Annotated in this window: 22 protein-coding genes; 16 read left to right on the top strand and 6 right to left on the bottom strand. The window is 61.0% G+C overall.

Annotated elements, in window-relative coordinates; all coding sequences use genetic code 11:
- The first annotated feature begins 273 nt into the window (after positions 1-273).
- From ACI77I_RS23160 to ACI77I_RS23125, 8 genes are read left to right on the top strand one after another with little or no spacing between them, the layout of a single operon-like run.
- The gene (locus ACI77I_RS23160) at positions 274-1,476 is read left to right on the top strand and encodes a PepSY domain-containing protein (RefSeq protein WP_094952095.1); all 1,203 of its coding nucleotides are present in this window, start codon (positions 274-276) and stop codon (positions 1,474-1,476) included.
- Entirely contained in the window at positions 1,473-2,012 is a 540-nt protein-coding gene (locus tag ACI77I_RS23155) for a thiamine pyrophosphate-binding protein (protein ID WP_094952096.1), read from the top strand. The genes ACI77I_RS23160 and ACI77I_RS23155 overlap by 4 nt, the downstream gene beginning before the upstream one ends.
- A complete protein-coding gene (locus ACI77I_RS23150) occupies positions 2,009-2,338 on the top strand; it encodes a hypothetical protein (protein WP_242155254.1) in 330 nt (109 codons plus the stop codon). The genes ACI77I_RS23155 and ACI77I_RS23150 overlap by 4 nt, the downstream gene beginning before the upstream one ends.
- Positions 2,335-2,895 carry a DUF6162 family protein gene (locus tag ACI77I_RS23145; protein ID WP_406998508.1) on the top strand — a complete coding sequence of 187 codons (561 nt, stop codon included), beginning with the start codon at positions 2,335-2,337 and terminating at the stop codon, positions 2,893-2,895. The genes ACI77I_RS23150 and ACI77I_RS23145 overlap by 4 nt, the downstream gene beginning before the upstream one ends.
- A 19-nt stretch (positions 2,896-2,914) precedes the next feature.
- Positions 2,915-3,835, top strand: coding sequence for a metal ABC transporter substrate-binding protein (locus ACI77I_RS23140; RefSeq protein ID WP_406998507.1), 921 nt, complete (start codon positions 2,915-2,917; stop codon positions 3,833-3,835).
- Entirely contained in the window at positions 3,832-4,578 is a 747-nt protein-coding gene (locus ACI77I_RS23135; RefSeq protein WP_406998506.1) for a metal ABC transporter ATP-binding protein, read from the top strand. Before ACI77I_RS23140 ends, ACI77I_RS23135 begins: the two co-directional genes overlap by 4 nt.
- Positions 4,575-5,474 carry a metal ABC transporter permease gene (locus ACI77I_RS23130; RefSeq protein WP_094952102.1) on the top strand — a complete coding sequence of 300 codons (900 nt, stop codon included), beginning with the start codon at positions 4,575-4,577 and terminating at the stop codon, positions 5,472-5,474. The genes ACI77I_RS23135 and ACI77I_RS23130 overlap by 4 nt, the downstream gene beginning before the upstream one ends.
- Positions 5,474-6,445, top strand: coding sequence for a metal ABC transporter substrate-binding protein (locus ACI77I_RS23125; protein ID WP_406998505.1), 972 nt, complete (start codon positions 5,474-5,476; stop codon positions 6,443-6,445). Before ACI77I_RS23130 ends, ACI77I_RS23125 begins: the two co-directional genes overlap by 1 nt.
- Before the next feature lie 167 nt (positions 6,446-6,612).
- Here ACI77I_RS23125 and ACI77I_RS23120 read toward each other — a convergent pair whose 3' ends face one another.
- Positions 6,613-7,326, bottom strand: coding sequence for a UTRA domain-containing protein (locus ACI77I_RS23120; protein WP_010211607.1), 714 nt, complete (start codon positions 7,324-7,326; stop codon positions 6,613-6,615).
- Positions 7,327-7,851: 525 nt separating this feature from the next.
- Here ACI77I_RS23120 and ACI77I_RS23115 point away from each other — a divergent pair.
- The 6 genes from ACI77I_RS23115 (at position 7,852) to ACI77I_RS23090 (ending at position 13,232) form a co-directional block, all read left to right on the top strand.
- Entirely contained in the window at positions 7,852-8,919 is a 1,068-nt protein-coding gene (locus ACI77I_RS23115) for an ABC transporter substrate-binding protein (protein WP_094952105.1), read from the top strand.
- A gap of 208 nt (positions 8,920-9,127) precedes the next feature.
- Positions 9,128-9,934, top strand: coding sequence for an alkaline phosphatase family protein (locus ACI77I_RS23110; RefSeq protein WP_094952106.1), 807 nt, complete (start codon positions 9,128-9,130; stop codon positions 9,932-9,934).
- 5 nt (positions 9,935-9,939) lie between these two features.
- Positions 9,940-10,776, top strand: coding sequence for an ABC transporter permease subunit (locus tag ACI77I_RS23105; protein WP_176462973.1), 837 nt, complete (start codon positions 9,940-9,942; stop codon positions 10,774-10,776).
- On the top strand, positions 10,763-11,563 hold the full coding sequence (locus ACI77I_RS23100) for an ABC transporter permease (RefSeq protein ID WP_094952108.1): 801 nt from the start codon (positions 10,763-10,765) through the stop codon (positions 11,561-11,563). Before ACI77I_RS23105 ends, ACI77I_RS23100 begins: the two co-directional genes overlap by 14 nt.
- Positions 11,560-12,549 carry an ABC transporter ATP-binding protein gene (locus ACI77I_RS23095; protein ID WP_242155253.1) on the top strand — a complete coding sequence of 330 codons (990 nt, stop codon included), beginning with the start codon at positions 11,560-11,562 and terminating at the stop codon, positions 12,547-12,549. Before ACI77I_RS23100 ends, ACI77I_RS23095 begins: the two co-directional genes overlap by 4 nt.
- A 29-nt stretch (positions 12,550-12,578) precedes the next feature.
- The gene (locus tag ACI77I_RS23090; RefSeq protein WP_094952110.1) at positions 12,579-13,232 is read left to right on the top strand and encodes an HAD family phosphatase; all 654 of its coding nucleotides are present in this window, start codon (positions 12,579-12,581) and stop codon (positions 13,230-13,232) included.
- Positions 13,233-13,375: 143 nt separating this feature from the next.
- Here the strand turns inward: ACI77I_RS23090 and ACI77I_RS23085 are convergent, their stop codons facing one another.
- Positions 13,376-14,338 carry a zinc-binding dehydrogenase gene (locus tag ACI77I_RS23085; RefSeq protein ID WP_094952111.1) on the bottom strand — a complete coding sequence of 321 codons (963 nt, stop codon included), beginning with the start codon at positions 14,336-14,338 and terminating at the stop codon, positions 13,376-13,378.
- Positions 14,339-14,476: 138 nt separating this feature from the next.
- Here ACI77I_RS23085 and ACI77I_RS23080 point away from each other — a divergent pair, with 138 nt between their 5' ends.
- Both ACI77I_RS23080 and ACI77I_RS23075 read left to right on the top strand, forming a co-directional pair.
- Complete coding sequence (locus ACI77I_RS23080; protein ID WP_176462974.1) at positions 14,477-16,558, top strand: carboxy terminal-processing peptidase; 2,082 nt, start codon at positions 14,477-14,479, stop codon at positions 16,556-16,558.
- A 117-nt stretch (positions 16,559-16,675) separates the two neighbouring features.
- On the top strand, positions 16,676-18,442 hold the full coding sequence (locus ACI77I_RS23075; protein WP_406998510.1) for a bifunctional diguanylate cyclase/phosphodiesterase: 1,767 nt from the start codon (positions 16,676-16,678) through the stop codon (positions 18,440-18,442).
- On the opposite strand, the gene ACI77I_RS23070 is transcribed toward ACI77I_RS23075, so the two are convergent.
- The 4 genes from ACI77I_RS23070 to ACI77I_RS23055 all read right to left on the bottom strand — a co-directional run bounded on the left by ACI77I_RS23070 (position 18,439) and on the right by ACI77I_RS23055 (position 20,859).
- Complete coding sequence (locus ACI77I_RS23070; protein WP_005786715.1) at positions 18,439-18,810, bottom strand: hypothetical protein; 372 nt, start codon at positions 18,808-18,810, stop codon at positions 18,439-18,441. The genes ACI77I_RS23075 and ACI77I_RS23070 overlap by 4 nt on opposite strands.
- Positions 18,807-19,145: a helix-turn-helix transcriptional regulator gene (locus ACI77I_RS23065; protein ID WP_094952122.1), complete on the bottom strand. Its 339-nt coding sequence runs from the start codon at positions 19,143-19,145 to the stop codon at positions 18,807-18,809. The genes ACI77I_RS23070 and ACI77I_RS23065 overlap by 4 nt, the downstream gene beginning before the upstream one ends.
- Positions 19,146-19,241: 96 nt before the next feature.
- Positions 19,242-19,697, bottom strand: a complete 456-nt coding sequence (locus ACI77I_RS23060) for a YkvA family protein (protein ID WP_094952113.1) — start codon at positions 19,695-19,697, stop codon at positions 19,242-19,244.
- Between the two features lie 421 nt (positions 19,698-20,118).
- Positions 20,119-20,859 (bottom strand): FKBP-type peptidyl-prolyl cis-trans isomerase, encoded by a 741-nt coding sequence (locus tag ACI77I_RS23055; RefSeq protein WP_094952114.1) that lies wholly within the window; start codon positions 20,857-20,859, stop codon positions 20,119-20,121.
- Positions 20,860-20,947 lie beyond the last annotated feature (88 nt).

Below are 20,947 nucleotides of genomic sequence, written 5' to 3'. Positions count from 1 at the left end.
ACGTTCTTGGGGCTGGCTCAACGGCATACACCCATCCTACGCAGCCACCCCGCCTCATCAATGGCGCCAGGGTGATGGCTTGGAACATGTTTCGTGTTCGATCTGCACCTCAAAGCACTGCGAATGTGAACCTGAAACATTTTCTTTCATATCTGGCTTAGGGATTTCTGATTCTCATCCGTCTTAACTTAGATACAGCCCGTCGCGTCAGCAAAAGCTACGACCGGCCTTTTCCGGGCCTCTTTCGCCCCTCCGATCAAGATCCTCATTCACATGTCGAAGAAGTCGCGCTCCAAACTCTGGTTTCTCGTGCATAGCTGGCTGGCATTGCCCATCTGGTTCTTTGTGCTGATTGTCTGCGTCACCGGCACCCTGGCGGTGGTCAGCCAGGAAATCGTCTGGCTGGCCAACCCGGACATCCGCGCCAGCAAACCATCGGATGACGCCGAACTGCTGAGCTTTGACCAGGTGATCGCGGCCATCAAGCGCGACGAACCCCAGGCAATCGTGCAGTCCATCGTGCGTCCGGATGAATCGCACTTTGCCCTCAGTGTCGACCTCAGCTACCCCGACGGGCGCTCCGTGGAGGTCTACGTCAACCCGTTCACCGGCGCGATCCAGGGCATCAGCCCGTCGTTCAACTTCAAGCAATTTACCCGCGCCCTGCACGGCTGGTGGCTGGTGCCGTTCACCAATGGCTTCAGCTGGGGCTGGTACCTGGTCTCGGCGCTCGGCCTGCCGTTGCTGGCGTCGCTGGTCACCGGGCTGGTGGTCTACAAGCGCTTCTGGAAGGGCTTTCTGCGCCCTACGCTGCGCATCCGCCACGGCGCGCGGATCTTCTGGGGCGATTTCCACCGCCTGAGCGGTATCTGGTCGATCTGGTTTATTGCGGTGATTTCCATCACCGGCACCTGGTTCCTGATCCAGGCGATCCTGGGGGACAACCAGATTTCCATCTCCAGCGAACCGATCGTGCCGGTGATTGCCCGCGAGAAGGTGCCGACGTCTGCGCCCGGCGTGCCGGCACCGATGATCCCGCTGGACGACGCCATCAAGATTGCCACCCAACGCATTCCCGGGCTGGACGCCACGTTCGTGTTCCTGCCGCTCAATGCCTACAGCCACCTGCAGATTGGCGGGCGCGGCTGGTACCCGCTGATGTTCCAGACCGCCCAGCTCAACCCATACAGCGGCGAGATTGCGGTGTCGCACTTGCTGTCCGACCGCTCGACGCTGGAGTTCGTCACCGAATCCATGCGCCCACTGCACACCGGCGACTTTGGCGGGCTGTGGATCAAGCTGATCTGGGCATTCTTCGGCCTGGTGCTGAGCATGATGGTGTTGAGCGGCCTGCTGATCTGGACCAAGCGCACCGCCCTGGCCACCCTCAACGCCCTCAAGCGCGAAGCCAAGACGCAACGTGCGCCGGCTTCCATCCCAGCCATGCACGCTGAAACCTCGCAGGCCCACTCATGAGCAAGGTCGCTCGCGCTACGCCCCCTTCGCCGCTGCGCGCCTTTTGGCTGAAATGGCGGTTCCACATCAACATCCTGCTGTTGCTGGTGCCGCTGGGGTTCATGCCCAAATACTTTGCCGATGCCGCGTTGTTTCGCGGCGACAGCGGCATTGGTGAGCGGGTGGTCGGGGACGTGCAGGTCGGGCCCTGGAGCCTGAAGCTCGCCGAGTTTCGCAATGAAGGCCCAAGCCCGGACCCGGCCGGCCCGATGAAATTCTTCAACGCCGCCCTGTGCGACACCTGCGCCGAGCAGGTCAAGGCCACCTACCTGCGCATCGGCAAACCGCGCAGCCTGCGCGCCGCCGGGGTGATCTTCTTTGGTACGCCGTACCGCATGGGCGCCGCCTTGCCGGTGCCGGAACGCACGCCGGCCGACGCCGAACTGTGGGTCACCATGGAAGGCTGGGACGGCACGATGCATCAGGGTTCCATCCCGCTGAGCCAGGCCTCGCCTGCCACCATTGCCTGGCTGAACAAGCAAGGAGTTAAACCATGACTTTCAAGCGCCTGACCCGCGCCTGCGCCGCACTGTTGCTCGGCGCCGGTTTCAGTACCGTGGCCCTGGCCCACAACCCGATGTGCGAATGCAAAGAGATCCCCGGCGAGCAGATCCAGTGCACCGGCGGTTTCTCCGACGGCAGCGGCGCCCCGGGTGTGACCCTGGACGTGATCGGCTACGACGAAACCATCCTGCTGCCCGGCAAACTCGGCCAGGACTCGACCCTGACCTTCAAGAAGCCTGCGGCCGAGTTCTATGTGCTGTTTGATGCAGGCCCCGGCCACGTCGTGGAAATCGACCAAGCGGATATCCAACCTCAATGAGTACCACACAGGTAGTCCGCCCGGCCGGTGCCGGCCACGAAACCCTCTACGTGCTACTGCTGTGCCTGATCATCCTCGCGGTGGCAGGCTCGGTGATTGCCCTGCACGGTGAAACCCAGGAAGTTGTGGCGCTGCCCAGCCACCAGTTGGATGCGCGCCGCGACCTCAGCGCCGCCGAGCAAGGCATCTACGCCGACCTGCGGGTGACCCTGGATGAGATCCAACTGCTGCAACAGGAGCAAAGCGCGCTGCCGACGCCTGAGCAACTGGCCGAAGAAGGGTTTGCGCCGTTTGCCCAGGACGCCAGTTCGGTCAGCCGTGGCGACCATCGCTGGCAGTTGCTGGCGCCGTCGGCCTATGTAGGTCTAAGCCAGACGCCCAGTGCCAGCGGCTCGCTGCTGATGCGCGTGCACGGCGCCGAGCCGGATATCTGGCTCAACCGCCAAGCCAACCTCGCCGCCCCTTCCGACCTCACTGACCAGGCGCTGATCGCTGCCGGCTGGCAACAGGTGGTCGCGCAATTCGATGCCGGCGTTACGCGCCAGCACCGTCACTGACCGAGAAGACCGATTGCCCATGTCTATTTCATCTCCCCTGTTGCGCCTGTTGCTGGTCAGCCTGTTCAGTTTGATGCTGGCACCTTTGGCGAACGCCGAGGCAGCCAAACGCCTGCGCATCGGCATCACCCTGCACCCTTATTACAGCTACGTCACCAATGTCGTCGGCGACAAGGCCGAGGTGGTGCCGTTGATTCCGGCCGGTTTCAACCCGCACGCCTACGAGCCGCGCGCCGATGACATCAAGCGCATCGGCACGCTGGACGTGATCGTGCTCAACGGCGTCGGCCATGACGATTTCGCCGACCGCATGATCGCCACCAGCGAGCGCCCGGGCATCCCGGTGATCGAGGCCAATGCCAACGTGCCGCTGCTGGCCGCCACCGGCAATGCCGCGCGCGGTGCGGGCAAAGTGGTCAACCCGCACACCTTCCTGTCGATCAGCGCCTCGATTGCCCAGGTCAACAACATCGCCCGAGAGCTGGGCAAACTTGACCCGGACAACGCCAAGACCTACACCCAGAACGCCCGCGCCTACGGAAAGCGCCTGCGCCAGATGCGCGCCGACGCCCTGGCCAAGCTGACCAGCGCGCCCAACCCGGATCTGCGCGTAGCCACTGTGCACGCGGCCTATGACTACCTGCTGCGCGAGTTCGGCCTGGAAGTCACCGCCGTGGTCGAGCCGGCCCACGGCATCGAACCGAGCCCCAGCCAGCTGAAAAAGACCATCGACGAACTGCGCGCCCTGGACGTGAAGGTGATCTTCTCGGAGATGGATTTCCCATCCACCTACGTCGAGACCATCCAGCGTGAATCCGGGGTGAAGCTGTACCCGCTGTCGCATATCTCCTACGGCGAATACACGCCTGAAAAGTACGAAGTGGAAATGACCGGCAACCTCAACACTGTGGTGCGGGCGATTCAGGAGTCGGGGGCATGACGGCGGCAGAGCACCTGAAGGTGGCCAGCATTGGCCCGACCCTCGACTTCGATAAGGTCTCGCTGACCTTGGGCCGCACCGTGATCCTCGATGGCGTGAGCTTCCAGGTCCAGCCGGGCAGCATCCACGCATTGGTCGGCCCGAATGGCGGCGGTAAAAGCTCGCTGATCAAGACCCTGCTGGGGCAAACGCCACACCAAGGGCAGTTGCGCCTGGAGTGGCCGACCACACCCGGCACCGTCGGCTATGTACCGCAGGCGTTGGAGTTCGACCGGGGCTTGCCGATGACTGTCGACGACTTCATGGCGGCCATGTGTCAGCGGCGCCCGGCGTTTCTTGGTTTGTCCAAGCATTACGCCGGGGCAATTGGCGAGGCGCTGGAACGGGTGGGCATGCAGGACAAACGTAAACGCCGCATGGGTGCGTTGTCCGGCGGTGAGCGTCAGCGCGTGTTGCTGGCCCAGGGCCTGATCCCGGCACCGCACCTGCTGGTGCTGGATGAACCGATGTCGGCCCTCGATGAAGCCGGCATCCAGGTTTTCGAACGGCTGATCAATGACTGGCGCCTGGCCGGGATCACCGTGCTGTGGATCGAACACGACCTGGAAGCCGTGGGCCGCCTGGCCGACCGCGTTACCGGCCTGAACCGCCGCGTGCTGTTCGACGCCACGCCCAAAGAGGCGCTGACCCCGGATCGCCTGTTGACCCTGTTCTCCACTCACCCTCGGAGCCCGGCGCAATGAGTTATGAAGCGTTTCGTTTGATGGTCCAGGGCTGGGCCTCTTCCGGCTATCTGCCGGAAGCGCTGGCCTATGGGTTTGTGGTCAATGCCTTGCTCGCCGGTTTGCTGATCGGCCCGGTACTGGGCGGCCTGGGCACGCTGGTGGTGGTCAAGCGCTTCGCGTTTTTCTCCGAAGCGGTCGGGCATGCCGCACTGACCGGCGTGGCCGTGGGCATTCTGTTGGGTGAACCCTACACCGGGCCGTATGGTGCGCTGTTCGGTTACTGCCTGTTGTTCGGCATCCTGCTCAACTACCTGCGCAACCGCACCGGCCTGGCGCCGGACACCTTGATCGGCGTGTTCCTCTCGGTGTCCCTGGCGTTGGGCGCGAGCCTGCTGCTGATCCTGGCGGGCAAGATCAACGTGCACATCCTCGAGAACGTGCTGTTTGGGTCGGTATTGACGGTCAACGGCAACGATTTGCTGGTACTGGCCGTGGTTGGCTCACTGGTGATGGCCCTGGCGCTGCCGCTTTACAACCGCATCATGCTCGCCAGTTTCAACCCGCAACTGGCCGCCGTGCGCGGTGTGGCCGTGAAGACCCTGGATTATTTGTTTGTGATCCTGGTGACGTTGATCACCGTGGCGGCGGTCAAGGTGATCGGCGCGATTCTGGTTGGCGCGCTGCTGGTGATTCCGGCAGCCGCCGCTCGCCTGCTGAGCCAGTCGCTCAAAGGCTTTTTCTGGATCTCGGTGGTGATCGCCACGGTGAGTACGCTGTGCGGCATCCTGCTGCCGATCATCTTCGACCTGCCTATCCCGTCCGGTGCCGCGATCATTCTGGTGGCCGGTATCGCCTTCGCCTTCGCCGCCATCGCGCGCGGCACCGTGCCCAGCCTCAAAGGGAATCTTGGATAATGCGCCCTGTCTTTCGCCCACTGGCCTTGGCCATCGCCTGTTTGCTCAGCACCTCGGCGCTGGCCGCCGTCGACGGTTTTAATCCCAACGAGTTCAAAGTCAACCAAGGCCTCGGCCATGCCGCCCTGACCAAGGCCAAGAAGCCGGTCAAGGTTCTGGCCTCGCTGCCCATCACGTACGGCTTGGCCGAGGTGCTGCTCAAAGGCACCGACGTGAAGCTTGAGCGCGCCGCGCCGCCCAACCTGCCCGGCTCGCGGCAGGTGTCCTACTTCACCGGCCGTGGCGCGCAGGCGTTGAACAGCCTGGCCCAGGACGCCGACGCCACCATCGGCCTGCGATCGCTGTGGGCGGATGACCCGCTGTACCCGGTGGCGCGGCGCAGCAATATCCGCATCATCGAAGTTGACGCCGCACGCCCGGTGGACGGCGGCTTGCCGGGTATCGCCGTGCAGCCGGGCAGCACCGATGGACTGAACAGCCAGCCGTGGCAGTCGAGCAACAACATGGGGCGCATGGCCGATGTGATGGCCGCCGACCTGAGCCGCCTGGCGCCCAGCGCCAAACCAAAGATCGACGCCAACCTCGCAGCCCTCAAACAGCGCCTGCTCAAACTCAACGCCGACAGCGAAGCGCGACTGGCCCAGGCGGACAACCTGAGCGTGGTCAGCCTGAGCGATCACTTTGCGTATCTGGTCAGCAGCTTGAACCTGGAAGTGGTCAGCACCGATGCACGGCCGGATGCCGATTGGACGCCTGAGGCGTTACAGGCGTTAACCGCCAGCTTGAAGGGCAGCGACGTGGCCGTGGTGCTGCATCACCGCCAGCCGAGTGAAGCGGTGAAAGCGGCGGTGACGGCATCCGGTGCGCAGTTATTGGTGTTGAACGTCGACAGTGCGGACCCGGTGGCGGAGTTGGAAAGCAATGTGGATCAGGTGCTCAAAACACTGATGCCTGACTCAGAGTTCTTGTGACAAACAGGCTTGCTGTGGCGAGCGGGCTTGCCCCGCGTTGGGCTGCGCAGCAGCCCCAATAAGACCGCCGCGTTCTTTCAGACAAATCACCTTCGAAGGTTTTGGGGCTGCTGCGCAGCCCAACGCAGGGCAAGCCTGCTCGCCACAACAAGCCCGCCCCCGCAGCGTCACACCACATCCACCCCCACATGAATCGCATCATGCCGCCAAAACTCCAGGTCGCAGTCGATCAAACGCTGGTGCTGGTCATAATTGACCCGGGCAATGCGCAGGCCTGGGCTGCCCACCGACACGCGCAACGCGGCGGCGGCCTCCACCGGCAGTGACGTCGGCACAATCTCAAAACGCACGCGCCCGTAATGCAGGTCGTACTTGCGCGCATACAGCTCGGTCATCGACTGATTCAAATCACACGCCAGAATCCCTGGAAAATACTGCGGGTTCAGGTAGTGCTCCACATACAACACCAAGCGCCCATCAATCCGCCGGCCCCGGCAGATCTGGATCACACTCGACAATGCCGGCAACTGCAGCCAGGCACACACCGCCGCCGACGCCGGTTGCAGCCGCGCCGAAATCACCTCCGTAGACGCCACCCGCCCCTGGTCGCTGACCATCGCGTGAAAGTGGCTGCGCTGCATCAGGTTATAGGCCAGGCGTGGCGGCGAAACAAACCAGCCACGGCGCTCTTCGCGATAAATCTGCCCTTGGGCTTCCAGCTGTAACAAGGCTTCCCGCACGGTAATGCGCGTGGTACCAAACAACTCGCTGAGCTTGCGCTCGGCGGGCAACTTACTGGCAGGCGGCAACAAGCCATGGTCGATCTGCTCTTGCAGCGCCAGGCCGATGGATGTCACCGCCTTGATTGCCTCATCACGCATTAACGTTACCTATCTGGACTAGACCAGCACCGTTCAGGTGCACAAACCGCGCTGTATTCGGGCGTCTGCTGTTGCTTGCTAGCCTAGGCATAACAGATGACCGACAGATGACAGTCCCTGTCCACACCCGCCTCCATACCCTGCAATACATCGGCCAAGTCCAGGGCCTGCGGGTACTTGAGCATGGTCTACGCTGAGTCTGGAATGAGCGACATAAGCGATTTAAAAACGACATCGACATGAAACTGTCATCCAGCGAGCCTAGATTGGCTCAGGTATTGCTCTGACCTAGACCAAACGGGGCGATTCATCACTGATTTCTTGGGGCGCGCCGGGCCCTTCGGGTTGTGCCTGAAAGCCAGCCATGCTGTGTTGCAGTCCTTGGCAAGGAAACGCCCCTTACCTGCGGACTGCGCCTTGCCTGGCCGGCTTTCAGGCGCAACGCGCCCCAAGAAATCAGTGATGAAACGCCCCCCGCACACGTTCATAAAAACGCCGCGTTGAAAACGCCCAAAGGAGCTTCGGATGAAAAAGCTTTTCCTGGCATCACTGTTAGGCTCGACCATTGCCATGTGCACCGCCGCCATGGCCGCTGACACCGATTTGAAAACTCTGGAAGCCGCCGCGAAAGCGGAAGGCGCCATCAACAGCGTCGGCATGCCCGATGACTGGGCCAACTGGAAAGGCACCTGGGAAGACCTGGCCAAGACCTACGGCCTCAAGCACATCGACACTGACATGAGCTCGGCCCAGGAAATCGCCAAGTTCGCCGCCGAGAAAGACAACGCCAGCGCCGATATCGGTGACGTCGGCGCCGCCTTCGGCCCGATCGCGGTGAAACAGGGCGTGGCCCAGCCGTACAAACCGACCACTTGGGCACAAGTGCCGGATTGGGCAAAAGATAAAGACGGCAACTGGGCACTGGCCTACACCGGCACCATCGCCTTTATCGTCAACAAAAAACTGCTGCACGGCTCCGAAGCCCCGAAAAGCTGGGCTGATCTTAAGACCGGCAAATACAAAGTCTCCATCGGTGACGTGAGCACCGCCGCCCAAGCCGCCAACGGCGTGCTGGCTGCAGCCTTGGCCAACGGTGGCGACGAGAAGAACATCCAGCCTGCGCTGCTGATGTTTGCCGAGATCGCCAAGCAAGGCCGCCTGTCGCTGGCCAACCCGACCATCGCCACCATGGAAAAAGGCGAAGTCGAAGTGGGCGTGGTTTGGGACTTCAACGGCCTGAGCTACAAAGCCAAGATGGCCAACCCGGATGACTACGTGGTGCTGATCCCCTCGGACGGCTCGGTGATTTCCGGCTACACCACCATCATCAACAAATACGCCAAGCACCCGAACGCCGCCAAGCTGACCCGCGAGTACATCTTCAGCGACGCCGGCCAGACCAACCTGGCGCGCGGCAACGCTCGGCCTATCCGTGCCGAGCACCTGACCCTGCCGGCCGATGTACAGGCCAAGCTGCTGCCGAACGAGCAGTACAAGAAAGTCACGCCGATCAAAGATGCCGACGCTTGGGAGAAGACCTCCAAGGCACTGCCGCAGAAGTGGCAGGAAGAAGTCATTATCAATATGCAGTAAGGCCTGAGCTGTAAACACGGTCAGTGTAGGCGCTGGCTTGTGTGGGAGCCGGGCTTGCCCGCGATGCAGACGACTCGGTGTTTCATGTGATCCGAGGTGATGCTATCGCAGGCAAGCCAGCTCCCACACAGGCCCGCTCCCACATTTTTCACTCAGTTCCCCCCAGAACACCGAACCAAGTCTAATCCGTTGCGGAGCCCCAGCCCCTATGAAGCACAACGTCATCCTTGTGGTGCTCGACGGCCTGAACTACGAGGTTGCCCGCCATGCCATGGGGCATCTGCAGGCCTATATCGGCGCAGGACGCGCAGCGCTTTACAAACTGGACTGCGAACTGCCGGCCCTGTCCCGGCCCTTGTATGAATGCATCCTCACCGGCGTGCCACCGATCGACAGCGGCATCGTCCACAACCATGTCTCGCGCCTGTCCAACCAGCGCAGCATTTTCCATTACGCCACCGACGCAGGTCTCACCACAGCGGCGGCGGCTTACCACTGGGTCAGCGAGTTGTATAACCGCACACCCTTTATTGCCGCGCGTGACCGTCATACCGACGACAAGGCGCTGGCGATCCAGCACGGGCATTTCTACTGGAATGACCACTACCCGGACTCGCACCTGTTTGCCGACGCCGAGAGCCTGCGCCACAAACACGCGCCGAATTTCCTGCTGGTGCACCCAATGAACATTGACGACGCTGGCCACAAGCATGGCCTGGACACCGCGCAATACCGCAACAGCGCGCGCTCGGCCGACATCATCCTTGCCGACTACCTGCAAGGCTGGCTCGACGCCGGCTACCAGGTGCTGGTGACCGCCGACCACGGAATGAACAACGATCGCTCGCACAACGGCCTATTGCCGGAAGAACGCGAAGTACCGCTGTTCGTGCTGGGTTCGGCGTTTAACTTCGACCCCGCTGCCAGCCCTAAGCAAACCGACCTGTGCGGCACCGTCTGCGAGCTGCTGGGTGTGCCCCATGACAAACCTGTATGCCGGGAGCTGTTGAAGTGAACGCCATGACCCGTAGCAAATGGCTGGCGATCCTGTGCCTAGTGCCCTTTGCGCTGTTCTTTATCGTGTTTGAAATCGCCCCGCTGGTGTGGGTAATGATCAACAGCCTGCAATCGGAAGAGTTCGGCTGGGGCCTGGCCAACTTCACCAAGATCTTCAGTTCGAAGTTCTACCTGCAGGCCATCCAGTACAGCCTGGAGATCAGCTTCTACTCCAGCGTGTTCGGCATCCTCATCTCAGTGCTCGGTAGCTATTCGTTACGCCGCGTCGATGGGCGGTTGCGCAATTTCGTCACCGCCTTCGCCAACATGACCAGCAACTTTGCCGGTGTGCCACTGGCCTTCGCCTTCATCATCCTGCTGGGCTTCAACGGCAGCATCACTATCATGCTCAAGCAGGCCGGAATCATTCAGGACTTCAACCTGTACTCCAAGACTGGCCTGATCATTCTTTACACCTACTTCCAGATTCCACTGGGCGTGCTGCTGCTCTACCCGGCCTTTGATGCGTTGCGCGAAGACTGGCGCGAATCGGCCTCCCTGCTTGGCGCCAGCAGCTGGCAGTTCTGGCGGCACATCGGTCTGCCGGTGCTCACCCCGGCACTGCTCGGCACCTTCGTGATCCTGCTGGCCAACGCCCTTGGCGCCTATGCCACGGTGTACGCGCTGACCACCGGCAACTTCAACGTATTGCCAATCCGCATCGCGGCGATGGTCTCCGGCGACATCTCCCTGGACCCGAACATGGCCAGTGCCCTGGCCGTGGTGCTGGTGGCGCTGATGACCGTGGTCACCGTGGTCCATCAACTGCTGCTCAAGAGGAGCTACCATGTCTCGCGCTGAAGCCGGCTCGGCCGCCCTCTACCATCGCGTAGTGGTGTACCTGTTGTTTGCGATCCTGGTGTTGCCGCTGGTGGGCACCTTTGTCTACTCGATTGCCAGCAGTTGGTCGGCGACCATCCTGCCCTCCGGCTTCACGCTGAAATGGTACGTGCAACTGTGGAGCGACCCGCGCTTTTTGGCCGCTTTCGGTCAGTCGCTGCTGGTATGTGTGGGCGCGTTGGTCCTGTCGGTGGTGCTGATTCTGCCGCTGCTGTTCGTGGTGCATTACCACTTCCCCCGACTCGACGCGCTGATGAACATCCTCATCCTGCTGCCCTTCGCGGTGCCGCCGGTGGTGTCCTCGGTGGGCTTGCTGCAACTCTACGGCTCCGGGCCGCTGGCGATGGTGGGCACACCGTGGATCCTGATCGGCTGCTACTTCACCGTGGCGCTGCCGTTCATGTACCGCGCGATCACCAACAACCTGCAAGCGATCAACCTGCGTGACCTGATGGACGCCTCGCAGCTACTCGGCGCCAGCACCTGGCAGGCGGCGATCCTGGTGGTGCTGCCGAACCTGCGCAAAGGCCTGATGGTGGCGCTGCTGCTGTCGTTCTCGTTCCTGTTCGGCGAGTTCGTGTTCGCCAATATCCTGGTGGGCACCCGCTACGAAACCCTGCAGGTGTACCTCAACAACATGCGCAACACGAGCGGCCACTTCACCAGTGCCATCGTCATTTCCTACTTCTTCTTTGTGCTGGTGCTGACCTGGGCCGCCAATATCTTGAACAAGGACAAAAGCCAATGAGCTTCGTCAGCGTCCAACACCTGCAAAAAGGCTACGCCGGCACCCCGGTGTTCAGTGATATCAATTGCGAGATCGCCAAGGGCGAATTCGTCACCCTGCTCGGCCCGTCCGGTTGCGGCAAGTCGACCTTGCTGCGCTGCATCGCCGGCCTCACCTCGGTGGACAGTGGCCAAATTCTGCTGGATGGCCAGGACATCGTGCCCCTGAGCCCGCAGAAACGGCATATCGGCATGGTGTTCCAGAGCTATGCGCTGTTCCCCAACATGACCGTGGAACAGAACGTCGCCTTCGGCCTGCGCATGCAAAAGGTCAACGCCGACGACAGCCACAAACGCGTGCAGGAAGTGCTGCAATTGGTGGAACTCAAGGAGCTCGCTGGCCGTTATCCGCACCAGATGTCCGGCGGCCAGTGCCAGCGCGTGGCCCTCGCCCGCTCCCTGGTGACTCGCCCGCGCCTGTTGCTGCTGGATGAACCGCTGTCGGCGCTGGATGCACGGATTCGCAAGCACCTGCGCGAGCAGATCCGCCAGATCCAGCGGGAACTGGGGCTGACCACGATTTTCGTGACCCATGACCAGGAAGAAGCACTGACCATGTCCGACCGCATCTTCCTGATGAATCAGGGCAAGATCGTACAAAGCGGCGATGCCGAGACCCTTTACACTGCACCGGTGGATGTATTCGCCGCCGGTTTTATCGGCAACTACAACCTGCTCGACGCCGACAAGGCCAGCCAGTTGCTGCAACGCCCGATCAGCGGGCGCATCGCGATTCGCCCGGAGGCCATCGAACTGAGCCGCAGCGGCGAGCTGGACGCACTGGTGCGCAGCCACAGCCTGCTGGGCAACGTGATTCGCTACCGCATCGAAGCGCGCGGCGTGGAGTTGGTGGTGGATGTACTCAACCGTTCGGCCGACGACCTGCACCCGGATGGCCAGCGTTTGGCACTTTCCATCGACCCCAGTGCGTTGTGTGAAGTAGCCTGACGCGACGATTTAATGAGAGAGCATGACGGATGGCATTGGTAATTTTTGATTTGGACGACACCCTGATCCACGGCGACTGCGCCACCCTGTGGAGCGAGCAGATGGGCCGCCTGGGCTGGGTCGACCCTGAGTCGTTTATGCGCAAGAACAACGAATTGATGGACGCCTACAGCCAGGGCAAGCTGCGCATGGAAGACTTCATGGCCTTCAGCCTGGAGCCGATGATCGGCCGCACGCCGGAAGAAATCGAGCACCTGGTGGAACCCTGGGTCGAGGACGTTATTGAGCCGCTGATCTACAGCGACGCCACCAAGACCATCGCCCGGCACCGTGCGAATGGCGACCGGGTCCTGGTGATTTCCGCCTCGGGCACGCATTTGGTCACGCCGATTGCGGCACGCATCGGTATCGACGAAGTGTTGGGAATTGATCTTGACGTCAGCCATGGCGCGTACAGCGGCCGTACCGTGGGTGTACTGACTTACCGTGAAGGCAAGATCACGCGGTTGCTCGAATGGTTAGAGCGCGAAGGTGAGACGCTGGAGGGTGCGTATTTCTACTCGGATTCGCGCAATGATTTGCCATTGCTGTTGAAGGTCGATCACCCGCAGGTGGTGAACCCGGACCCGGTATTGCGCGAGCATGCCGAGAAGGCCGGCTGGCCGATCCACAACTGGGTGTGACCCCGACTTATTTGAATTGAAATCCAATCCACTGTGGGAGCGGGCTTGCCCGCGATAACGGTGTATCAGATGAAACATTCTTCACTGAGACACTGCTATCGCAGGCAAGCCTGCTCCCACATTGAACGCATTCCAGTTCAGAGTCAGGCCAAACTGTCGTCAATCACCAACACCAACTTCCCGGAGATCTGGTTGGTCGCCAACTCGGCAAACGCCGCCTCGGCATCCTTGATCGGGAAGGTCTTGGCCAGTTGCGGGCTCAAGCGCCTCTCGGCAAACAGCGGCCATACATGCTGGCTCAAGTCACTGAACAGGTCCGCCTTGAACTGATCACTGCGGCTGCGCAGGGTTGAGCCGAGCAGCTGGATACGCTTGCCCAGCACCTGCGCCAGGTCAAGCTGCGCGTCGCGCCCGCCCATCAAGCCAATCAACACCCAGCGACCGTCCAGGGCCAGCAGCTTGAGGTCCAGCGCCGCATAGTTGCCACCCACCGGGTCGAGGATCACGTCAAACGGCCCGAAATCGCGCAGCCCTTCAATCCCCTCAGTACGTACAACGCCACCCTGGGCGCCGAGTGCTTCGCAGTAGGCCAGGCGCTCCGCCGAGCCGACGCTGACCCAGCACGGGCTGCCAAACGCCTTGCACAGCTGGATCGCCGCCGAGCCCACGCCACTGGCGCCGGCATGCAGTAATACTTTTTCACCGGGTTTTAGACCCGCCAGCTGGAACAGATTCAGCCACGCCGTGCTGTACACCTCAGGCAACGCCGCTGCTTCGGTCAGCGACAAGCCTTCCGGCACTGGCAGCACGTGGCGCGCATCCACCACTACTTCTTCGGCCATGCCGCCACCGGCCAGCAGCGCGCAGACGCGATCGCCGACCTGCCAGGACGACCCCGGCCCAACTTCGCTGATGATCCCGGAACACTCAAGACCGAGCACAGCGCTGGCCCCGGGCGGTGGCGGATAGAGCCCCGCGCGCTGTAATAAATCGGCGCGGTTGAGGCCCGCAGCCGCCACACGAATGCGAACTTGGCCTACATCGCAGGTAGGACTGGGTTCTGTCAGCCACTCCACATGACCTTCAACGCCTTGCAATGCTTTCACAGTGCCTCCATAGTGAGTCTGGACTGAGCCCGTTGCTGTAGCGCCGGGCTTTTTGCATTATGCGACCGGATCATATGGAACCGGCTCCCTCAAAGACGGCCTAATATGCGTTATCAATTGCCCCCGCGTCGAATCAGCATGAAGCATCTGTTCCCCAGCACCGCCCTCGCTCTTTTCATTGGTCTAGGCTTCGCGTCGATGTCGACCAATACGTTCGCAGCCAATAGCTGGGACAACCTTCAGCCTGATCGCGATGAGGTGATTGCCAGCCTTAACGTTGTCGAGTTGCTCAAGCGTCATCACTACAGCAAGCCGCCGCTGGACGACGCTCGCTCGGTGATCATCTATGACAGCTACCTCAAGCTGCTGGATCCGTCGCGCAGCTACTTCCTGGCCAGCGATATCGCTGAGTTCGACAAGTGGAAGACCCAGTTCGACGACTTCCTCAAGAGCGGCGACCTGCAGCCCGGTTTCACCATCTACAAGCGCTACCTGGACCGCGTCAAAGCGCGTCTGGACTTCGCCTTGGGTGAGCTGAACAAAGGCGTCGACAAGCTCGACTTCACCCAGAAGGAAACCCTTCTGGTGGACCGTAAGGACGCGCCTTGGCTGACCAGCACCGCCGCCCTTGACGACCTGTGGCGCAAACGCGTCAAGGACGAAGTGCTGCGCTTGAAGATCGCCGGCAAAGAGCCCAAGGCCATTCAAGAGCTGTTGACCAAGCGCTACAAGAATCAGCTGGCACGTCTGGACCAGACCCGTGCCGAAGATATCTTCCAGGCCTACATCAACACCTTCGCGATGTCCTACGACCCGCACACCAATTATCTGTCGCCAGATAACGCGGAAAATTTTGATATCAACATGAGTCTGTCGCTGGAAGGCATCGGTGCCGTCCTGCAAAGCGACAATGACCAAGTCAAGATCGTACGTCTGGTGCCGGCAGGCCCTGCCGACAAGACCAAGCAGGTCGCCCCGGCCGACAAAATCATCGGCGTAGCCCAGGCCGACAAAGAGATGGTCGACGTGGTCGGCTGGCGCCTGGACGAAGTGGTCAAGCTGATCCGTGGGCCGAAAGGCAGCGTGGTGCGCCTGGAAGTGATTCCGCACACCAATGCACCGAACGACCAGACCAGCAAGATCGTGTCCATCACCCGTGAAGCGGTGAAGCTCGAAGACCAGGCCGTGCAGAAGAAAGTCCTCAACCTCAAGCAGGATGGCAAGGACTACAAGCTGGGCGTGATTGAAATCCCGGCCTTCTACCTGGACTTCAAGGCGTTCCGCGCTGGCGATCCGGACTACAAGTCCACCACCCGCGACGTGAAGAAAATCCTCACCGAGTTGCAGAAAGAGAAAGTCGACGGTGTAGTCATCGACCTGCGCAACAACGGCGGCGGCTCCCTGCAGGAAGCCACCGAGCTGACCAGCCTGTTTATCGACAAGGGCCCGACCGTGTTGGTACGCAACGCTGACGGCCGTGTCGACGTGCTCGAAGACGAGAACCCAGGCGCCTTCTACAAAGGCCCGATGGCGTTGCTGGTCAACCGTCTCTCAGCTTCGGCCTCGGAGATTTTCGCCGGCGCCATGCAGGACTATCACCGTGCGCTGATCGTCGGTGGCCAGACCTTCGGCAAAGGCACCGTGCAGACCATTCAGCCGCTGAACCATGGCGAGCTGAAACTGACGTTGGCCAAGTTCTACCGGGTATCCGGGCAGAGCACCCAGCATCAGGGCGTGCTGCCGGATGTCGACTTCCCGTCGATCATCGATACCAAGGAAATCGGCGAGAGCGCCCTGCCCGAGGCCATGCCGTGGGACACCATCCGCCCTGCGATCAAGCCGGCGTCGGACCCGTTCAAACCGTTCCTGACGCAGCTTAAGGCTGACCACGACGCCCGCTCCGCCAAGGATGCCGAGTTCGTGTTTATCCGCGACAAACTGGCCCTGGCCAAGAAGCTGATGGAAGAGAAAACCGTCAGCCTCAACGAAGCGGATCGCCGTGCGCAGCACACCAGCATCGAAAATCAGCAGCTTGTGCTGGAAAACGCCCGCCGCAAGGCTAAAGGCGAAGACCCGCTCAAAGAGCTGAAGAAAGAAGATGAAGATGCACTGCCGGCCGAGCCTGAAAAAACCAAGCCGGAAGACGACGCCTACCTAGCCGAAACAGGTCGGATCCTGCTGGACTACCTGAAAATCAGCAAGCAGGTGGCGAAGCAGTAAATGATGGCAATTTAATGTGATCGCTCCTCAGAGTGTCATCATATAGACATCATTCTGTCGTGAAATGAAGGACCGCCGGCGTTGAGCCTGCGGTCCTTTTTTTCGATCGAGACCGACATGACCATGACCGAACAGCTGAATGCATTGGGCTCTATCCTGGCTCAAGGCAGTTTGCACAGCCTGTTCCAACCGATCATTTGCCTGTCCGAACGACGCATCCTGGGCTACGAAGCCCTCAGCCGTGGCCCGTCCAACAGCCCGTTGCACTCCCCAGTAGCCCTGTTCACAGTCGCCCGCCACGCCGGGCGCCTCAGCGAATTGGAAATGGCCTGCCGTGAAAGCGCCTGCCGACGCTTCAGCGAGCAAAAACTGCCGGGCAAGCTGTTCCTGAATATCTCGCCGGAATCCTTGATGGAAACGGCGCATCAACCGGGGCGCACCCTGCAACTGCTGCGCGACTTCGGCATTCCGCCCAGCCAGGTGGTGATCGAACTCACCGAGCAGACCCCCACCGACGATTTCAACCTGCTGCAAACAGCGCTTCATCATTACCGCGACATGGGCTTCGCCATCGCTCTGGATGACTTGGGCGCCGGGTATTCCAGCCTGCGCTTGTGGTCGGAGCTGCGCCCGGATTACGTGAAGATCGACCGGCACTTTATCGACGGCATCCATCAGGACGCACTCAAGCGCGAGTTCGTCGGCTCCATCCTGCAAATCGCCAGAGCTTCGCGCGCCCAGGTGATTGCCGAGGGCATTGAGCTGCCGGAAGAACTGGCGGTATTGACGGAGATGGGCGTTGACCTGGTGCAGGGCTACCTGCTTTGCCGTCCGCAGGAACACCCACCGCAGGAAGCACGCCTGATGCTGCCCAAGCAAGACAACGCCAACATCGCCCTCAACGAGGAAGGCAGCGACCTCAGCGCTCTGCTCAACGAGCAACCGGCGGTGCACCAGGACACCGCCACGGCGCTGGTGCTGGAGTCGTTCCGCCGCCAGGCTAACCTCAACTCACTGGCGGTACTGGACGGGCGCGGCCATCCGGTCGGCATCGTGCATCGGCACTCGTTGTCCGACGCGCTGCTCAAGCCGTTCGCCACTGACCTGTTCGCGCGCAAGCCAATCAGCCGTTTGATGAGCGATGACTTTCTGGCAGTGGAGCTGAGCCAATCCCTGCAGCAAGTCAGCCGACTGTTGACCAGCCGTGCGCGGCAACGGATTGAGGAAGACTTCATCATCACGCTCAATGGCGATTACCTGGGGCTGGGCCGGGTGATCGATGTGCTCAAGCTGATCACTGAGCTGAAAATCCAGCAGGCACGTTACGCCAACCCACTGACCCTGCTCCCCGGCAACGTGCCGATCCAGCAGTGCCTGACGCGGCTGTTGCAGCAGCAAAGAGAGTCGGTGATCTGCTACGTGGATATCGACAGTTTCAAGCCGTTCAATGACATCTACGGCTATGGACGCGGGGATGAGGTGTTGCTGTGCCTGGCGCAGTGCCTCAACGACCGGGTCGACCCCAGCCGCGACTTTGTCGGGCATATCGGCGGCGATGACTTTTTGCTGGTGCTGGGCCCACAGGATTGGCGCAAGCGGCTCAACCAACTGCTGGATGATTTCCACACCCAGTGCCGACGTTTCTATCGCGCCGAACACCTCGATGCCGGCTGCTTTGTGGCGTTGAGTCGCCAGGGTGTGCGCCAGGAGTATGCCTTGCTGTCACTGTCGATCGGCGTGGTGCATTTATATCCGCAGGCCTGTGCACAACTGGATGCCAGCCAGTTGGCGGAGCTGGCCTCGCAGGCCAAGCACCATGCCAAGGATGTGGCTGGCTACAGCATTCATGTGATCAACAGCCTGGACATGCTGGCCCAGGCTTAGGCCTCGGCGGATTCCGGGTACTCGTACTCGAACACCCGCACCACTTCCGAAGCGTGCCAGGATGCGGCGGCCACGCCATCGGATGGCCCGCTGAAACGCCCCAAGCGCTCCACACATTCAAAAAAACCGGTGCGCGGCAGGCGGCTGGCGCCCTGGCTGATCACCAGCGAGCTACGCAATGGCTGCTCGGCCTTGGCGTCCAGCGCGGCCAGGTGTTCCAGGGCGGCGGCCAGGGTCTGCATCGCCGGCGTGGGGAATTGCAGGCGCTCCAACAGCGCGCGGTAAGTCAGCAGGTGGCGCTGTCGGCGCGCCTGGTCCAGTTCGTTGAGTAATCCGTCCCAGTGTTGACGGCTGATACGTAGGCTCAAGATTCATCCCTCCATCCTGCAACGCCCAACTCCCAGGCCAGGCTGCGGCGTATGGCGGCATCCGGCTGGCGTTCACCACTTTCAATCAATCCCAGGTACGAGGGGCTGATACCCACGGTGCGGGCCAGCGTTTCGATGGCCAGGCCCTTGGCTTCACGCAGGCCGCGCAGGTCCGCGAGCGGGCGCAAGGCCTGATCGGGAGCGACCTGGGCGGTAGAAGTAGGCGTTGGCACTGGTTGTTGCTGACCGGCGGCTTTTAGTAGCGCCTGGTACTGGTCCCATGGCAACACCGCGTATTCGGGTTCGCCATCGCGTGAAATTATCTGAATATCCATGACCGCCCCGTAGGATAACAACACTCACTAAGTAAGCACTTTCCTTAGGAGTGTAATCCTAACAGCCACAAAGGTCGCAGAGGGATATAAGCGTCGTCAGTTTTTTTGCGGGTTTTCCTCGGCCAACAGCGCAGGCGTCGCTGGCAGGCGCTCAACCACGGCGAGCTTTTCCGGACGCTGGGCGTCGCGCCAGGCGCGGAAGGCGCTCATTTCGCCGTCCAGGGTCTTCATGACCCATGCCAGCACGGCAATGTCGTCGAGCATACCGAACACAGGAATAAAGTCCGGGATCGCGTCAATCGGGCTCAAAAAGTACATCAGCCCCGCCACCACCGAGATCAGCGCCTTGGGGCTGATCGCCCTGTACTCACCGCGCCAGTAGGCCAGACACAGAGCCTGAAGCAATTTGAGATCATCCTTGAGCTTACCCAGCCGGTTACCTTGGTTTGAGCCTTTGGCGGCGACGGCAAACAGCAGGGTCGGCAACCGCCCACGGCCGAGCAAGCGGGCGGCCATGGGCAGGAAACGGGTGAAATTGAAGGGTGGTTTCATTCGTCACTCCAGTTCCAGACGACATAAAAGGTTATCCACACAAATTGTGGATAACCTTGTGAACAGAGCCTGTTTTATCGGCTGAAAGCCACGGGATACAAGGCTTTCAGTCAGATCGGGCGTTTTTTGCGCACATAAAAAAAACCCAAGATTTCATTGACTTGGCGTTGATGTGCCGCTACCCGTGCTCGAGTCTTATATCAGACTGTTTCAGGTTGCAGGGGTTCGTTTGGATTTGCTGCGGGTTCAACGTGAAGTGAGCTGAATACTCCTCTGTGGCAGCTGGCATCACCGCAGTGTGAGCGACACACCGAGTTGCCTGCATCGCAGGCAAGCCAGCTCCCACATGAACACTCATTTATGCCGACACCAGATACGACAACGCCCCGTCGAAACGGGGCGTTGTCTGTTCAGGCGCCGATTACTTCTTGGCAGCTGGAGCCGCAGGTGCGTCAGGGGCTTCAGCCTTGGCTGGGTCCTTGATGGCCAGCAGTTCCAGGTCGAATACCAGCACGGAGTTGGCTGGAATCGCTGGGCTCGGGCTCTGGGCGCCGTACGCCAGGTCGGACGGGATGTACAACTCGACCTTCTCGCCAACGTGCATCAGTTGCAGGCCTTCGACCCAACCTGGGATCACGCCGCTGACCGGCAGGTCAATCGGGCTACCGCGATCCACGGAGCTGTCAAAGGTAGTACCGTTGGTGAGCTTGCCGGTGTAGTGAACGGTCACCACGTCGGTCGGCTTAGGCTGTGCGCCATCGGCCTTCTTCACGATCTTGTACTGCAGACCCGAAGCTGTGGTGACTACACCGTCTTTCTTGGCGTTTTCTTCGAGGAATTTCTTGCCGGCGGATGCCGACTCTTCACTCATTTTGGTCATACGTTCTTCTGCACGCTTCTGCAGTGCGGCAAACGCTTCAACCAGTTCGTCGTCTTTCAGCTTCTGTTCTTTCTTACCGACGGCATCTTCGATGCCCTGGGCTACCGCTTTGGAGTCCAGGTCATCCATACCTTCTTGAGCAAGGCTTTTGCCCATGTTCAGGCCGATACCGTAGGAAGCTTTCTGCGCCGGGGTTTTCAGCTCTACGCTGGTCTGCGAATCACAACCCGCAAGTACCAGGCTAACCAGGGCCACCGCCGCCGCCAACCGATGCTGTTTCATGCTATTTCCTTGTTCATGCGCCAAAAGGGCAATCGAATAAAGTCGCGAGCTTATCAGGCGGCCACGACCAATGGCTACCGGCATGTGA

The organism is Pseudomonas sp. D47, from assembly GCF_045447305.1.
In the GTDB taxonomy this organism is placed as follows: domain Bacteria; phylum Pseudomonadota; class Gammaproteobacteria; order Pseudomonadales; family Pseudomonadaceae; genus Aquipseudomonas.
Note: the sequence above shows the minus strand (reverse complement) of the source record. Positions and strands in the feature narration are given on the sequence as shown.

Excerpts from the sequence above, each read along its gene's own strand:
- ACI77I_RS23075 (WP_406998510.1), top strand. The coding sequence starts at position 16,676 with ATGACCATGACCGAACAGCTGAATGCATTGGGCTCTATCCTGGCTCAA.
- ACI77I_RS23130 (WP_094952102.1), top strand. The coding sequence starts at position 4,575 with ATGAGTTATGAAGCGTTTCGTTTGATGGTCCAGGGCTGGGCCTCTTCC.
- ACI77I_RS23135 (WP_406998506.1), top strand. The coding sequence starts at position 3,832 with ATGACGGCGGCAGAGCACCTGAAGGTGGCCAGCATTGGCCCGACCCTC.
- ACI77I_RS23110 (WP_094952106.1), top strand. The coding sequence starts at position 9,128 with ATGAAGCACAACGTCATCCTTGTGGTGCTCGACGGCCTGAACTACGAG.
- ACI77I_RS23155 (WP_094952096.1), top strand. The coding sequence starts at position 1,473 with ATGAGCAAGGTCGCTCGCGCTACGCCCCCTTCGCCGCTGCGCGCCTTT.
- ACI77I_RS23115 (WP_094952105.1), top strand. The coding sequence starts at position 7,852 with ATGAAAAAGCTTTTCCTGGCATCACTGTTAGGCTCGACCATTGCCATG.
- ACI77I_RS23060 (WP_094952113.1), bottom strand. The coding sequence starts at position 19,697 with ATGAAACCACCCTTCAATTTCACCCGTTTCCTGCCCATGGCCGCCCGC.
- ACI77I_RS23160 (WP_094952095.1), top strand. The coding sequence starts at position 274 with ATGTCGAAGAAGTCGCGCTCCAAACTCTGGTTTCTCGTGCATAGCTGG.
- ACI77I_RS23150 (WP_242155254.1), top strand. The coding sequence starts at position 2,009 with ATGACTTTCAAGCGCCTGACCCGCGCCTGCGCCGCACTGTTGCTCGGC.
- ACI77I_RS23080 (WP_176462974.1), top strand. The coding sequence starts at position 14,477 with ATGAAGCATCTGTTCCCCAGCACCGCCCTCGCTCTTTTCATTGGTCTA.
- ACI77I_RS23090 (WP_094952110.1), top strand. The coding sequence starts at position 12,579 with ATGGCATTGGTAATTTTTGATTTGGACGACACCCTGATCCACGGCGAC.
- ACI77I_RS23125 (WP_406998505.1), top strand. The coding sequence starts at position 5,474 with ATGCGCCCTGTCTTTCGCCCACTGGCCTTGGCCATCGCCTGTTTGCTC.
- ACI77I_RS23095 (WP_242155253.1), top strand. The coding sequence starts at position 11,560 with ATGAGCTTCGTCAGCGTCCAACACCTGCAAAAAGGCTACGCCGGCACC.
- ACI77I_RS23100 (WP_094952108.1), top strand. The coding sequence starts at position 10,763 with ATGTCTCGCGCTGAAGCCGGCTCGGCCGCCCTCTACCATCGCGTAGTG.
- ACI77I_RS23145 (WP_406998508.1), top strand. The coding sequence starts at position 2,335 with ATGAGTACCACACAGGTAGTCCGCCCGGCCGGTGCCGGCCACGAAACC.
- ACI77I_RS23055 (WP_094952114.1), bottom strand. The coding sequence starts at position 20,859 with ATGAAACAGCATCGGTTGGCGGCGGCGGTGGCCCTGGTTAGCCTGGTA.
- ACI77I_RS23120 (WP_010211607.1), bottom strand. The coding sequence starts at position 7,326 with ATGCGTGATGAGGCAATCAAGGCGGTGACATCCATCGGCCTGGCGCTG.
- ACI77I_RS23140 (WP_406998507.1), top strand. The coding sequence starts at position 2,915 with ATGTCTATTTCATCTCCCCTGTTGCGCCTGTTGCTGGTCAGCCTGTTC.
- ACI77I_RS23065 (WP_094952122.1), bottom strand. The coding sequence starts at position 19,145 with ATGGATATTCAGATAATTTCACGCGATGGCGAACCCGAATACGCGGTG.
- ACI77I_RS23105 (WP_176462973.1), top strand. The coding sequence starts at position 9,940 with ATGACCCGTAGCAAATGGCTGGCGATCCTGTGCCTAGTGCCCTTTGCG.